Origin of the sequence: Bacillus sp. 007/AIA-02/001 (assembly GCF_004634455.1) — a bacterium.
GTDB classification, from domain to species: Bacteria; Bacillota; Bacilli; order Bacillales; family Bacillaceae_G; genus Bacillus_A; species Bacillus_A cereus.
Window position 1 is genome coordinate 1 of sequence record NZ_SEIY01000005.1, and the last position, 14,265, is coordinate 14,265.

Sequence of the window (14,265 nt, forward strand, 5' to 3'; positions counted from 1 at the left end):
ATATGCTTGACCAATTTTGATGATTCCTTGAATTTCATAATGCGAATAACCATTTTTGAAATACTGCTCAACTATTTGCTTCAACTCATCTTTGCTTTTTGCTAATCCCAAAAATTTATTAGGTAATAGCACCTGATATTCAATTAAATTCATGTACTATTTCCCTACTTTCCATGGTATACTTATAGAAATTTGTTTTTCTAACGGACCCACTGCCATGGGTCTTTTTATTTTGTTCTACATTACTCCAAGCCCATTTTCTTATTGGCTCATAAGTAACATAAAGTAGCCATAAACCACCTGTGATTGACAATCCAAATATAGCTAATGATATTGTATCTTCCACTAGTCCGCCTCCTTTTGTGTTTCAAGCCAAGCTTCTAAATCCTTTTGCAAGAAAAGAAGTTTACGCCCTTCCCTTATTACTGGAAACCTAGGGTGATTTGCTAATTCGTACATTCTACAAACAGCAATGTTGAGGTAAGCTGCCGCTTCTTTTACTCGCATAACCTTATTTGGTTGTGATTGTAGTTGTAAGTCAGCTATTGCTGATCTAATTTCCTCTCTTACAACTTCACGGATAGATTCTTTAATAAATTGATCTAATCCCATTTTTTTCGCTCCTTTATATCTGTAATTTACTTATGAAATTTTGATTAAAGGTAAAAATATTTTATGAAGTATAACATCTAGTTTGCTTCAAGCAAACATTTAGGTAAAAAAATAAGTCGTCTTATACTGACTCCTTTAAAATTTCCTCTGTTGTCACATTTAAAAATTTTGCTAACTTAACCAATTTAGTTATACTTGGCTGTCTGTTACCTAATTCTAAATTACAGTAGATCGATTTGTTTCGATAACCTATCTTTTCAGCAACATAACTTTGACTATATCCAAGATTCGTCCTTAAGATTTTAACTTTTTCTGTATCAAGTACCATCATTTTATCACCTTCATCTTGTTTGTTAATTTGAGTATATACCAAAGGTTTGCTTCAAGCAACCCTTTTTATTCAAAAAATTTTAGTTGTCTTGTAGCAAACCTTTTTGATACATTCTATATAGGGAATTCATTGACTATAATCAATGAATTTTAAGGGGAGGATTTACTAATGAGTAAAAATATAATTGGTGTTAGAATTAAAGAAATACGGGTAGAACTTCTTAAAATGAGTCAACTTGAATTCGCAGAAGCTATAAATGCTAAAAAAACCATGATTTCTTTATACGAAAATGGCCATAGAAACCCATCTAGAGAGACCGTTGAAAAAATATCTCGTTTATCTGGAGTGTCAGCAGACTATATCATGGGACTCTCTGAATATAAAAGTTTAAATTCAACAGAGTCAAAATCATTAAAAGATGATCTCAAAGAAATTATGCTTCAAATTAATGAACTCAATCCAAAAAAGCGTGAAGAGATAATTAATTTGATCAAAAAAGAGTTATAACGAAAAAGCGATAACTAGCTTAATTGCTAACCATCGCTTTTTTTATTTTATTCAGCTTTTCAATAGCTTCCTTATCACCTTTATATATTTTTTCTAATAATACTTCCATTTTATTTTCAACTACATCCCTATCTGATTTTTCTTTTATTAAATTCCCCATATAACCCATCCTCCATCACCCTTAATTATTCAAAAATCCCAAAATGAAGAAAATGAATAACCCCTTAAACGTACGAAATGCCATCACATCCTTAGATGCAATGGCATTTTAAATCATTTATTATCCTAAAGTTCCCGGATCCATTTTCATTATTTGTACTTCTTTTACTTTTTCAGCGGCTTTATTATCATTAGTTGATACCAAACCAACAGATAACAACGATAACGTAATTGTACATGTAATAACTAAACTAGCTACTATTTTTTTCATTCTCATTGTCCCTCACTTTAAGATATCAAAGATTTTTATGTAGAATAAATTACCGTCTTTTAAGAATCGATGATATGCTTTCCTACGCAGTTTCTCATCATTTGTTGCTATCGATAAATAAAAGTCTTGAATCGCGGTTCGATTATCAATCTGATTTAATATTGCAGAAGCTTCACTTTTCTTATTTTGACGTATATACTTTAACGCCCTTTCAGCATCATGATGTATATATCCAGATTTTACATGAATATTATGAATAATACAACAAAAAGAGAGGGTGTTTTCCACTAACTTTCTTTTAAGTAATGATTTGTTATTTCTTATTTTCTTCAACTCTACAAGTGAAAGCTCAAAATAATAAAATGCTTTATCTGGATTACAGAAAATATAACTTTCCGCGACTATACTTAATGCCGTAGCTTTTAATAAACCCGGAGCACTTGCTTCTTCTAGTACTTTTTGCAATAAATCTCTAGCCATTTTCACCTCATCTTGCATTAAATATGCATATGAGCATATTATGTTTAACTCCACCTCATTTAAAGTTTTTTCTAAACCTTTTGGCATATGATTTATTTTTTCTTGTATCATCCTTTGTAGCACTGTTAAAACATTGTATGCCCCTAAATCAAAATAACCATAGATACTCAAAGTGTTCACAAGTATATTTACTCCTGGTTTATTTAAATTGACCTTTGTACGTAACACTTCTATTTCTTTAAGGAATTCCCCTGATCTTAATGAACGAGTTTGTCTATCTAAACAAACACGAAAAATCTCTCTATAATTATTTGTTACTGATTGTTTATACTCTTTTCCAACAAGATCACTAAGTAGGTCCGAATAACCTGCTAAATATAAATAATACATAGCAAGTCGTATATCCGATTCTTTATTGGTACCCTTCAAAAACTCTTGAACTACTTCCATTTTCTTTTCTTCAGAATCAAATCCATCCAAAATTTTCATTAGTTTTGTAAAAGTCATAGGTACTTTCCCATTCAATGTTTTCCATAAATTCGACTGCGATAAATTTGTTATTTTTGACAATTTCGCCGAATTCATATCATCACTTGAAACAATACCTCCAAGACCTATCACCTTATTCATATTGAAGCCTCCTTGAACGCGAGACACCCTCCCGAATTTTTTCAATAGAAAAACTGTACCATAGAGGATTTTATTTGAAATATCATGTTATACTTGGGCTGACTCATGGCAATAGTTTCCCCTATCCAAATTAGGGAACAGCATAAGAGTGGCTGCACACTACTTTTGCTGCGCTATGGGTCTTTTTGTTCCTTTAAATTATATTATTAAGAATATTCTATCACAAATAACCCAAACATCTATTCTCTTATATTCTGAAAATACTTGAGAAAGTTAAAAATACTAATATAAGTCTAGTTTTTTGACAGTTAAAAATATGAAATATTGCATTTGATAATCGGTTTATATGTAACTATAGTGATAGCAAAAGTTCAATTATTCTTTTAGAGATGTAAAGTTAATAAATACCTATTGAGATTTTATATTAAAATTACTATCCTGAACCAAAATAGTACAAGTTTAACTATTTTCAATTATGTAATCACTTAGTTTTAACTGTATATGCCATAATTTAATAATAAGAAAAGCCACTCATCTAAGTGGCTTTTCTTATTCTTAATAGACAAACTCAATCTAAATTCATCATTTTCTTTAGGGTATTTTAAAAATGAACATAATTATGATTTTCTACTAAATGGCCTTTTACTCCAATCTGCAGATAAATTATTTAATAAGAAAAGTGTATTGGGAACTGGTGATGGAAACCTCGCAGCTTGAAAATTTGTAAGAAGTGGAGATGCAATAGCGCCATCTATGGTACTACCAGCTTGAACTTGCACCATATCCCCTGCATTCAATTGTACAATCGTAGAAACTGTTACCGCATTTAAAAGCCCAGTATTTCCACCAAAAAAGCTATCATCTCCTGCTATTAAAGCACTGTTAACTGTTATAAATACTTCCGTCACATAATTTAGAGTATCATCAGTAGGACTAAAAATTATAGTAGTAATAATTAAATATACTCCATCTTGTTGCGGTATAAATGTTGATACACCATCATATTCACCATTTAAATCGAATTGTGTAGTTTCAAATGTTACTATAGACAGTGTATTAGCAGTAACGGACTGATCAGTAGATTTGAAAGCTCTGAATGCAGATTCAAATCCCGTTGGACCTGTTGGGCCTGTCGGGCCTGTTATTCCAGTTGCTCCCGTTGCACCTGTCGGACCTGTTATTCCAGTTGCTCCCGTTGCACCTGTCGGGCCTGTTATTCCGGTTGCTCCCGTTGGACCCGTCGGGCCTGTTATTCCAGTTGCTCCCGTTGCACCTGTCGGGCCTGTTATTCCAGTTGGACCTATTGGACCTATTGGACCTCCTGAAGGACCTGTTGGACCTGTTGGACCTGCCGGGCCTCCTGAAGGACCTGTTACTCCGGTTACTCCCGTTGCACCTGTTGGGCCTGTTATTCCAGTTACTCCCGTTGCACCTGTTGGGCCTGTTATCCCGGTTACTCCCGTTGCACCTGTTGGGCCTGTTATCCCGGTTACTCCCGTTGCACCTGTTGGGCCTATTATCCCGGTTACTCCCGTTGCACCTGTTGGGCCTATTATCCCGGTTACTCCCGTTGCACCTGTTATTCCAGTTGCTCCCGTTGGACCTATTGGGCCTGTTATTCCGGTTACTCCCGTTGGGCCTGTCGGACCTGTTGCTCCACTTGCTCCCGTTGGTAGAGTAAATGAGGAAATCGGTGGCAATGTCGGTCCTATTAAACTCGAATCCAGTGAACTAGCAGATAGATTTTTAGAGTTTAATCCTTCCCATTTCTTTTTCCTCTCCATATATCTCACTCCAAATAAAAATCATTTCTTAATTAAGAAAATATTAATTGTACAAAATATGATATATACAAGATGTACTATTCCAAATAAAATATTTTAAATAAAAATATTTCCTTAAATATACAAAATTCTTTTATAAAATTAACTTTTGTAAAAAACAACCAATATATTAAATAATCAATTCTGTTCATATATGGTAAAATATATCCATCGCTGATATGTCCAACTATGTAATTTTCATAGCAGCAAAATTACAACCAGACTTATACAACATGATTCAAAACAAATGAAGGAGTGTTTTAAGTGAAAGGACATATTCGAAAAAGAGGAAATAAATACTGTATCGTTATTGATATCGGTCCTGATCCAGAGACAGGAAAAAGAAGACAAAAGTGGTTTTCTGGGTATAAGACAAAAAAAGAAGCACAGGCTGATGTGGCAAAGAAAATTACAGAGTTGAATGAAGGAACTTTTATAGAGCCATCTAAAGTTACGCTAAAAGATTACCTAAATCATTGGCTAGAAATTAAAAATATGAGCATAGAAAAGAGTACCTTCGCTGGCTATAGAGCATTTATCAACCAACATGTTATACCTAGTATAGGAATGGTCGCACTCCATAAATTAAATGTTATGCACATTCAAAAATGCTATAAGAATGCGATAGATAAAGGAATTGCAAACAATTCTATTCTGCTTATGCATAGAATTTTAAAGAGCGCTTTAAACCTAGCCGTAAAACAAAATATTATTTCTCGAAATCCCGCAGATTTTGCTGAGATACCTAAAAAAGAAAAACCCCCTATCCAGACTTGGACAGAGGAAGAAGTAAAAAAATTTTTAGCTCATTCACAAGAATCACGATATCACATTGGGTATCTACTTGCAATAACTACAGGTATGCGTCTGGGAGAAGTTCTAGGTTTACGATGGCAGGACATTGATTTTGAAAAACATACTGTTACAATAAATCAAACATCTGGTCATGACAATAAAATCAAAAAAACTGCAAAAACAAATTCATCAAAACGCACAATTCCTGTACCTAATGAAACAATAGCAGCCTTAAAAAAACATAAAATTTTAATCAATAAAGAGAAATTAAGGTTTGGTTCTGCTTATCTAGATCAAGATTTAATAAATTGTAATGAGTTTGGAAGAATCATAAAAAGAGCACATTTCAGAAAAAGTTTCATTAGGATGACACACAAAGTAGGTATAAAAGAAATTAAATTCCATGATTTAAGACATACACACGCAACTATACTATTGAAACAAGGAGTTAACCCTAAAATCATTAGTGAGAGATTAGGTCATACAGATATTTCAATGACATTAAGTGTCTATTCTCATGTTTTACCGAATATGCAGGAAGAAGCAGTTAAAAACTTCGGTAAAAGTATCTTTGGATAACCTATGTTTGCAAAATGTTTGCATTTTATCAAAAAAATTCAAACAAACGTTGTCATATCAAGGTTTGTTTGACCTATAATCTTATATTCTTGATAAAATCTCCGAATCCCTATTGAAATATTTAATAATGGAGCGTTCTCACCACCGCGGGTTATGCATTGAAATCGATATACATAGGAGAAAAAATCTTGTGTTTTTTCATCTTTTATCGGCTCTGACATCGCCTCACAAATATTTTGTGATCTAAGAGGAGAAAAATAGAATTCTTCTTCATTTGTATTTTCTAAATATATAGGACGCTCACAAAAAATATGTGAGATTAAAGCGGGTATCCACTTAGAATACGTTTCATTATCATGTAGTACTGGCAAATTAGAAATCAAATCGGATTGCCATTCATATTTTGGTGGTTCTACTAATCTATTTGGCTTCCAATCATGAATAATCTCATACCAACTTTGAAAAATATAATCGAGCTGCTCTTGTTTAATAGGTTCTTTTGATACAATCCATGGTGTATTTTCATTTAATACGTACGGATTATGCTGAATAAACAATATATCTGAAAACATATCATACAATCTTTCATTCAAACGTTTCAACTTACTCGTTAATAAAAATGTCTTATAATGTATCTCTACGATGTCCAGCCATTCAATAGGAAAGTATATAAATGATACCTTTTCATTTAAAAGGGGTTCTACTATATTTTCAAATGTTAGCAGCCTTAATTTTTTCATAAAATGATTCCTTCCTTTCTTCAGTTGTCTTGATTATCAAAAAGCTAGAACAATAGTTACTTAATCTAATCCATTTAAATCAAGTATTTAAAAGAAAAGTAAAAACTATTTATCTGAATAAAACATTATCAAATCGACTCTTTTAACAATTAAAAGTAATTATCATATACAGCACCTCATTATATTTATATTTTAATACATTTAAATTATACAATTTATATAATGTATTGTACTTATCATTTACAAAAAATTTACAAAAAACTAAAAAAGAACACCTTAAATCGGCGCTCTCTTTACAAATATTAAGCGTTATGTAATTGAACATATAGATAACAGTAATCCTCCAAATGAAATTGTTCCTAGTAAACCTACTACAAATCCTGTTAAACAAATACAATCAGCAAGACAAATAGAAGACTGCGATAATGGAACGAATGACCTACTTGTACCCGAACCATATTGTTTTATCTTCTCATAATTCATATCTAACATTAAATGTAGACATGTTACACCATCCTCAATAGTATGTACAGATTCTTTTTCTAATCGCTCCAATAATTTACTATCAAAAGCAACTGCTAGAGGGTACTGCTTATCCGATTTCATATTTTGATAAATTAGTTGCAAACGAGATAATATATTATTTTTCTTCTTTTCAGATGTTACTGTACATTTCATATTATTAAATTCATTTAATAACAGTGATAATTCATCTCTTTTTCCGTATAAATCTTTAGCTATTTTTCTCTTTAGTTTATACGAATGGAAAATAGATTTTAGTTCAACCATATTCATACACTTCCTAATTACATAGTATTTACCCTATTATTTTGTAGATAAACAGTACTTTTTAATCTTATTTAAAATACACTTAAGCAACTTATTTTACTATCGATTAACATTACATTAACCTTACACGGTTGTAATAAAATCATTAGCTAGAAGGAAGCAATGCCCAAACTAGACAGATATTTAATGATAAAACCATAAGAAAAAAACAATGATTAGATTTTAAATCTAGTCATTGCTTTATCCATCACATCTTGATTACATCTATATATCTTATTGTTACTCTTTCACTTGAATGATTGAATATATCCATTAATAATGGCTATATTCTTTGTCGGCACGTACATATAACTAATGTTTTTTAATTGATAAAGTGAAACTTTAATCAGCTCTCACCAATCGGGCTTTTATGGGCAGTCCGCCACCTAACTTCTCTTTGCTCTCGCTGAATTTTTTTGGGGATGTTACTGCCCGCAACTAGCAAGATAGCTGTTATCAATATTCATACGTTACAATAGTACCGGTAGTATCAGTAAAACCATCAAAACAGTTAGAGCAACCACCACAGCCGCCACAACCGCCACAGCCGCCACAGCCTCCGCAACCAAAACAACCGAAGCAACCAATACAACGGAAGCCACCACAACGGAAGCCGCCACAACGACCTCCACCACAACCGCCACAACGACCACAACCGCCACAGCGACGAGCAGCATCTTCAATATAGTAATATGGATATTGGTTTTGCTGGTCCCAATAGACAATATTTCCAGACCGGTAATCATTAAGGCTTAACGCTTGTAGTTCTTGTTGAAACTGATTCATTTTCATAACCTCCGTTTATAAAATACAACCTCATCGATACTTCCCTATATTCCTGTTCGTTACATCTAAGTAGAAATAGCGCTATAAACTAAGTTCAATACGTACACCAACAAAGTATGACTTATCACTAGATGATGCACCTTGTTCATATACCTATTTTTACTATGGGCTCATTTTTATAAAGTGAAAATTTAATCAGTGGGGTTTTGTTCATCCCCTACCTAACTTCTTTGCTTCCGCTGAATTTTGAGGTGGGGGGCTTACTGTCCGGCAAATAGCGAGATAAATAAAAATTAAAAAATATGAATTCTAGCGTCATATCTTCATACTTACTAAGTTCAATTAATTTCTCAATAATTATGATCCATATCCTATATATTTCCGTCTGCTGCTTAGATTTTTCTGTACTGTAAGTGGCTTTCGCTATAACACCTCCAAGTGACCAGTTTTTATGACGGTTAAGAAATTCCAACAAAAAAAGCCCTAATTAGGGCTTTTCATTCTATTTCTCCAGCAAAGCTCTCTATGAAATTGTTAATTAAAAAAGACACACTTAGATTGATGCGTCTTTTTGTGATGCCTCTTTTGTGAAATCATATAAAGCAATTGCGCCTAAAAGAACAAGTATACCTTGAGGAACATCTAGCAAAATAGTTTTCCAAATTTCTGGAATTACCCATTTAATATCTGCTGCTGTTTCAAGATATGTTTGGAAATAGCTGATTGTAAAATTAATTATCCCTAAAAATACAAACAACGATAAACCAAATCGAATTAATTTCTTATTTGTAAACATATAACACCTCTCAAAATTCATTGGATATTCCTGCTTTTGCTTCTTTATATTTACATATCTCTATATCTAATTTTAACACATAAAGAACTCAAAAAAATACGATATGCATATTTGCATATCGTATTAACAACACTCCATGATAATTTAGAAATTCCTGCAAAGAAAAAACAACTCCGTTACAGCTAACAGCTCGGGTTTCTTTTCTTATTTAACTTCATACCACCAACATTTACGTTCTTTGATTGTAAAATAAATGTGACAGAAGTTTATCCAGTTAATGCGTAGACAAGTAAATGAGCTAAATTATCGATATTCTATTTCGCCATATCAGTAGCACTAATGACTTTACGCAAATTTGACAAGAAAAAATATATAGCTAGGTATGATCCATACCTAGCTATAACATTACTTCTATTCTTTATCCAATTACGTCTTTTACGTCTGTATCCACTGGCCACTTTTCTAATGTATAAGCCATTTCCCAAAATGAATATTCATATTGACTGCTAATAATAAAATGCTGTTTCATACGTTTGCGATCTGCCTCTGTTACTTTTTCAGCGATAGTATCTAAACGTGTAATTTGTTCTTCAACTAGCGTACGGAACCAATCAGATCCATAAGCAGAAATCCATTCGTTATAAATTGGCTCTTCCGGCTGGCACTCTTTTAAGCGTTCGCCAATTTCATAATACAACCAATAGCAAGGTAAAATTGCTGCAATGATATCTCCTAAATGCCCTTCATACCCAGCACGATACATATGTGAAGTATACGCATATGCAGTTGGCGCAGGAATAAAATTATCTTTTTCTTCTTTTGTTATCCCTAGCTTTTTAGCAAAATTCTCATGTAAAGATAACTCTGCCTCATATGTATTTTGAGCATGATGTGCCATACGAGCTGTCGTCTCTAATTCAAGAGCTTTCGCAGCTCCTAAAGTTTGTACTCTAGCAAAATGGCTCAAATAATATGAATCTTGAAGCACATAATAACGAAAACTAGCTAAATCTAACGTTCCTTCACCAAGTTTTTTTACAAAAGGATGGTTAAAACTCGCTTCCCAAATTGAATCTACTTCTTTACGTAACGATTGTGAAAAAGTCATTTAAATCCCTCCAATAATATATAAAATATAGATATTTATCCACAGCTATTAACGCTTTAAAATAAAAAAACTTTCTTTACAGGCGTAAAGAAAGTGAAATTGACAGTATTTATTTACTCATTAAATAGCAACGTCTTTCCCACTTCCCTACGCTGGCATTAACCAGATCAGGTACTAAGAGTCTCAAAATCACATTTGATCTCAGCCTATAAAAGGCCCCCCTAGTGGATAAATATTTTGTTTTTATAATGTATTCATCATAGCATACTTCGTGAAACTGTCAAAAAATTAGTTATATAATTCCCTTAAAACCCTTCTTCTTTTCTAACTTTTAATGATGTTTCAATAATCATATCTAATAGTTCGCTATAACTAATTCCCGCCGCTTCTGCACTTTTTGGCAATAAACTTGATTGTGTCATCCCTGGTAATGTATTAATTTCCATTACATATGGAATTCCGTCCTTCACCATCATATCAACTCTTGCATAAACACTACATTTTAATGCTTTATAACAAGCAAGTGACGCTTTATTTACACGTTCATTAATTTCTGCTGGAAGTTCGATAACTTCCTCAACTGTACTAGTATCATCATATTTTGCATTGTAGTCAAAGAACTCGGCTGCATGTCGAATTGAAACTATAGGTAACTGTTTTCCATCCAGAATTGAACATGTAATTTCATCACCTTTTATATACTTCTCAATTACTACTTCAGAATCCCATTCGAATACAGTTTCTAGCATTGAGATCAATTCATTTTTATTATAAACGATTTTCACTCCGACACTCGATCCGCCAGAGTTTGGTTTTACTACTAATGGAAATCCTAACTTATCTAACTCATCAAGATTTAGATCCTCCATTTTTGTAAGTTCAATCCAATCTGGTGTTTCTACACCTTCATAACGTAAAATCTTTTTCGAAATATTTTTATCCATACATATACTGCTAGATAACATATTACTTCCGCTATAAGGAATCCCTAAACTCTCCAGTGTTCCTTGAACTGTCCCATCTTCTCCGTATTTTCCGTGTAACGCGAGCAACGCAAAATCAATGTCTTTCGCTTTTTCAATTAAATCCACTTTTTCATTTAATGTAATTGGAACTATTTCATACTTATTTTTATCTAAATGAGCAATCATTTCATTCCCCGTCATAATTGAAACTTGTTTTTCAGACGATACCCCGCCCATAATAACACCGATTTTCATTTTCTCAACTCCAAATTTCATTTTTTAATGTATCACCAATTATTTTAATTCCCCGAACTATTTCTTCTTCTTTCAAGCGCGAAAACCCTAATCGGAAAGTGTTCGCTCCTTCTCCATCAGAGTAAAAAACATCTCCAGGTGAAAACGTAACGCCTTTCTCATAACACTTTTGTAAAAGTGTGCGGGCATTCATATGCTCTTCTAGTTCTATAAATAAATGAAGTCCACCATCTCCAGTCATTCTTTTGAAATGAATGTACTGGTTACATGCCCCGACAGCTAACTCATATTTTTTCTTATAAACAGATCTTGCCTTTTTTAAATATTTCTCAAAATATCCCTCATGTAAATATTGAAACAGAACAGCTTGATCTAGCGTAGATGTGTGAATCGTTCTTGCTCTTTTTACGCTTTCTAAATAATGAATCAGCTCTTTATCTGCAATAATCCAGCCTACACGTAAACCAGGGAAAAGTACCTTTGAAAAGCTACTAATATAAATCACATTATTGCCAGCTCCCGCAAAAGTTAATAATGGAGCTAAATGTGAACCTGAATAACGTAATTCTTCATTAAATCCGTCCTCTATAATAGGAACGTTGTATTTTGAGAATAACCTCATCAATTCCGTTCTTTTCTCTGAACTCGTAACAATACCGGTTGGATTATGATAAGAAGGAATTAAATAAGCAAAATCAAAATCTTTTTCACGCAAGCTTTTTTCAACTTCATTCGTATCAATACCATCCTCATTCATATCAATCCCCTGAACTTCAAGTCCATGTAAACGGAACAGCTTTAGTGCAGCGTGGTGAGTTGGATTCTCACAAATGACACGACCAGATTTTTTTGATAAAGACGAGAGTACAATATCCAATCCTTCTGTAAATCCATTTGTAATTAGAATATCTTTATTTGAAATGTCTACACCTTTCATTTCCATGTAATGAAGTAAATAATTCATTAACGGTCTATATCCCTTTGCATATCCGTAGTTCAATACGATGTCTCCTTCAATGGACATACGAGTAAGAAAAGCTCTTTTGAAATTTTCAACATCAAATAGCTTCTCATCCGGGGCTATACTATTAAAGACAATCATTCCCTTTTCCCAACGAACACCATGTTTCATTAAATCTAATTCATCCGCTAATGCGGTCACTGTATTAAGTTTATTTTTCCAATTTATTTCAACAGACGAAGTGTTAGATATATCCACCTTCGCAACAAAGTTCCCTTTTCCTTTAACTGCATAAATGAGTCCTTCTTGTTCTAAATCTGCATAAGCAGCGAGTACAGTGTTTCTACTCACACTTAGTAATTCACTTAGTTCCCTTGTTGATGGGATTTTTTGATCCCCGAGCAAATGCCCTTTCATAATCATCTTCTTCAAATAATCTTTCAATTGAATATAAACAGGACGATCTTTAACAACTTTAAAATCCTTAAACAATTCCTTACCCCCTGCAATCATTTTTGCATATTTATTTCATTCTCAAAAGGTCCACGACATATGTATTTTTTATAAAGGGCGGTACGGTCTTACAAATCTTTTCGATATAAGTTAATTACATCTTTTAAAGCTGCAGCTGCAGCGCCTCGTGGATTAGAAGCCCCACCAATTGTAGTAACTTGTCCCATCGTATCTGTAAAGAACGTAATTCCTTTTTCGGTCCCATTTACTTTTGCTAACGGATGATCTTTCTCTATTTCGCACGGTTCAACATTTAAATTCACATTGCCACCCTCATCCTTATATGTTGATGCTATTAATTTAATAATTTTATGTTGTTCCTTAGCATTTCTAATTTGCTGTTTTGTAACGTGCTCGATTCCTTTTATATGTATATCAGTAAGTGTTTTCTCTGTTTCCATTAAGCTGTTTGTCAAAAGTAACAATTTACACGCACTATCTGAACCACTTATATCTAATATAGGGTTTGTCTCAGCAATTCCTTTATCTTGTGCTTCTTTCAATGCTTCTTCAAATGTCATATCTTCCTCATACATTTTCGTAAGAATATAATTAGTTGTTCCATTTAATATTCCTTCTATTTTTTCAATACTGCAACCGGCTAAACTAAATTGTCCGATATCTAGGGTCGGTAATGCAGCGGCTGTTGCACCGCTATATCGAATTCGTACATTGGCGCCTCTTGCTGCTTCATTTATTTCTCTCCAGTTTGTAACGAGCGCCCCTTTAGAAATTGCTACTATATCCATCTGTTTCTCAATCGCTTGTTTCATATATTGTTTCCCTGGATTTCCATCTTTAAGATTTGTAACTGTTGATTCTACCAATACAGTACCACTTATGCTAGTTGTTGCACGTTCCTTCGGATGATACTCTAAATATTTTTCAATTGCAGCGGTACCGCCACCATACATCAATAAATGATGAAGTGATAAGCCGTCTTCATTATGTATTGCAATATTTCTCCCTAATACGCCACTTACAACTAATTGAATCCCATATGTTTCATATATATATGAATATTTTTCATTTAATAATTTTATAAACTCTCTGCCTACTGTTCCGTATCCTGATAATACAACTTGAATTTTCATAATATCCCCCCATATTTTTCTACCAAATCCCT

At 33.1% G+C, this 14,265-nt stretch carries 17 protein-coding genes, 1 pseudogene and 1 riboswitch; of the genes and pseudogenes, 2 read left to right on the forward strand and 16 right to left on the reverse strand.

The features are described 5' to 3' along the window. Positions 1-139 precede the first annotated feature (139 nt). The 3 genes from ES895_RS13325 to ES895_RS13335 form a co-directional block, all read right to left on the reverse strand. Positions 140-346 (reverse strand): hypothetical protein, encoded by a 207-nt coding sequence (locus tag ES895_RS13325; RefSeq protein WP_135238404.1) that lies wholly within the window; start codon positions 344-346, stop codon positions 140-142. Then, the gene (locus ES895_RS13330) at positions 346-612 is read right to left on the reverse strand and encodes a helix-turn-helix domain-containing protein (RefSeq protein ID WP_000522017.1); all 267 of its coding nucleotides are present in this window, start codon (positions 610-612) and stop codon (positions 346-348) included. The genes ES895_RS13325 and ES895_RS13330 overlap by 1 nt, the downstream gene beginning before the upstream one ends. A gap of 121 nt (positions 613-733) precedes the next feature. Next, positions 734-940: a helix-turn-helix domain-containing protein gene (locus tag ES895_RS13335; protein WP_000242167.1), complete on the reverse strand. Its 207-nt coding sequence runs from the start codon at positions 938-940 to the stop codon at positions 734-736. 171 nt (positions 941-1,111) lie between these two features. Here ES895_RS13335 and ES895_RS13340 point away from each other — a divergent pair, with 171 nt between their 5' ends. Beyond that, complete coding sequence (locus ES895_RS13340) at positions 1,112-1,450, forward strand: helix-turn-helix domain-containing protein (RefSeq protein WP_048567701.1); 339 nt, start codon at positions 1,112-1,114, stop codon at positions 1,448-1,450. 19 nt (positions 1,451-1,469) lie between these two features. On the opposite strand, the gene ES895_RS29295 is transcribed toward ES895_RS13340, so the two are convergent. From ES895_RS29295 to ES895_RS13350, 4 genes are all read right to left on the reverse strand, one after another. After that, a complete protein-coding gene (locus ES895_RS29295) occupies positions 1,470-1,610 on the reverse strand; it encodes a hypothetical protein (protein WP_000527328.1) in 141 nt (46 codons plus the stop codon). Between the two features lie 120 nt (positions 1,611-1,730). Further along, positions 1,731-1,880, reverse strand: coding sequence for a hypothetical protein (locus tag ES895_RS29300; RefSeq protein ID WP_167754516.1), 150 nt, complete (start codon positions 1,878-1,880; stop codon positions 1,731-1,733). A gap of 12 nt (positions 1,881-1,892) precedes the next feature. Further along, positions 1,893-2,990, reverse strand: a complete 1,098-nt coding sequence (locus ES895_RS13345) for an AimR family lysis-lysogeny pheromone receptor (protein WP_097820541.1) — start codon at positions 2,988-2,990, stop codon at positions 1,893-1,895. Between the two features lie 617 nt (positions 2,991-3,607). After that, positions 3,608-4,774 carry an exosporium leader peptide-containing protein gene (locus tag ES895_RS13350; protein WP_135238405.1) on the reverse strand — a complete coding sequence of 389 codons (1,167 nt, stop codon included), beginning with the start codon at positions 4,772-4,774 and terminating at the stop codon, positions 3,608-3,610. Between the two features lie 303 nt (positions 4,775-5,077). On the opposite strand from ES895_RS13350, the gene ES895_RS13355 reads away from it, so the two are divergent. Next, positions 5,078-6,187 carry a site-specific integrase gene (locus tag ES895_RS13355; RefSeq protein ID WP_135238406.1) on the forward strand — a complete coding sequence of 370 codons (1,110 nt, stop codon included), beginning with the start codon at positions 5,078-5,080 and terminating at the stop codon, positions 6,185-6,187. 38 nt (positions 6,188-6,225) lie between these two features. On the opposite strand, the gene ES895_RS13360 is transcribed toward ES895_RS13355, so the two are convergent. From ES895_RS13360 to ES895_RS13405, 9 genes and pseudogenes are all read right to left on the reverse strand, one after another. After that, complete coding sequence (locus ES895_RS13360) at positions 6,226-6,927, reverse strand: pPIWI_RE module domain-containing protein (RefSeq protein ID WP_084064310.1); 702 nt, start codon at positions 6,925-6,927, stop codon at positions 6,226-6,228. Between the two features lie 309 nt (positions 6,928-7,236). After that, positions 7,237-7,722, reverse strand: coding sequence for a hypothetical protein (locus ES895_RS13365; protein ID WP_002063155.1), 486 nt, complete (start codon positions 7,720-7,722; stop codon positions 7,237-7,239). 209 nt (positions 7,723-7,931) lie between these two features. Further along, positions 7,932-8,066: pseudogene (locus ES895_RS13370) on the reverse strand (site-specific integrase); the annotation flags it as partial. Positions 8,067-8,211: 145 nt separating this feature from the next. After that, on the reverse strand, positions 8,212-8,541 hold the full coding sequence (locus tag ES895_RS13375; RefSeq protein ID WP_113710692.1) for a heterocycloanthracin/sonorensin family bacteriocin: 330 nt from the start codon (positions 8,539-8,541) through the stop codon (positions 8,212-8,214). A gap of 553 nt (positions 8,542-9,094) precedes the next feature. After that, positions 9,095-9,358 (reverse strand): DUF3937 domain-containing protein, encoded by a 264-nt coding sequence (locus ES895_RS13380; RefSeq protein ID WP_002082716.1) that lies wholly within the window; start codon positions 9,356-9,358, stop codon positions 9,095-9,097. A gap of 397 nt (positions 9,359-9,755) precedes the next feature. Continuing rightward, positions 9,756-10,445: a thiaminase II gene (gene tenA, locus ES895_RS13390; RefSeq protein ID WP_000144519.1), complete on the reverse strand. Its 690-nt coding sequence runs from the start codon at positions 10,443-10,445 to the stop codon at positions 9,756-9,758. A gap of 127 nt (positions 10,446-10,572) precedes the next feature. Then, positions 10,573-10,678, reverse strand: a riboswitch (TPP riboswitch). Between the two features lie 72 nt (positions 10,679-10,750). After that, positions 10,751-11,665, reverse strand: coding sequence for a D-alanine--D-alanine ligase (locus ES895_RS13395; protein ID WP_002063153.1), 915 nt, complete (start codon positions 11,663-11,665; stop codon positions 10,751-10,753). A gap of 4 nt (positions 11,666-11,669) precedes the next feature. Beyond that, the gene (gene pdxR, locus ES895_RS13400; protein WP_000471630.1) at positions 11,670-13,118 is read right to left on the reverse strand and encodes a MocR-like pyridoxine biosynthesis transcription factor PdxR; all 1,449 of its coding nucleotides are present in this window, start codon (positions 13,116-13,118) and stop codon (positions 11,670-11,672) included. 89 nt (positions 13,119-13,207) lie between these two features. Next, complete coding sequence (locus tag ES895_RS13405) at positions 13,208-14,233, reverse strand: homoserine dehydrogenase (RefSeq protein ID WP_000701762.1); 1,026 nt, start codon at positions 14,231-14,233, stop codon at positions 13,208-13,210. Positions 14,234-14,265: the final 32 nt, after the last annotated feature.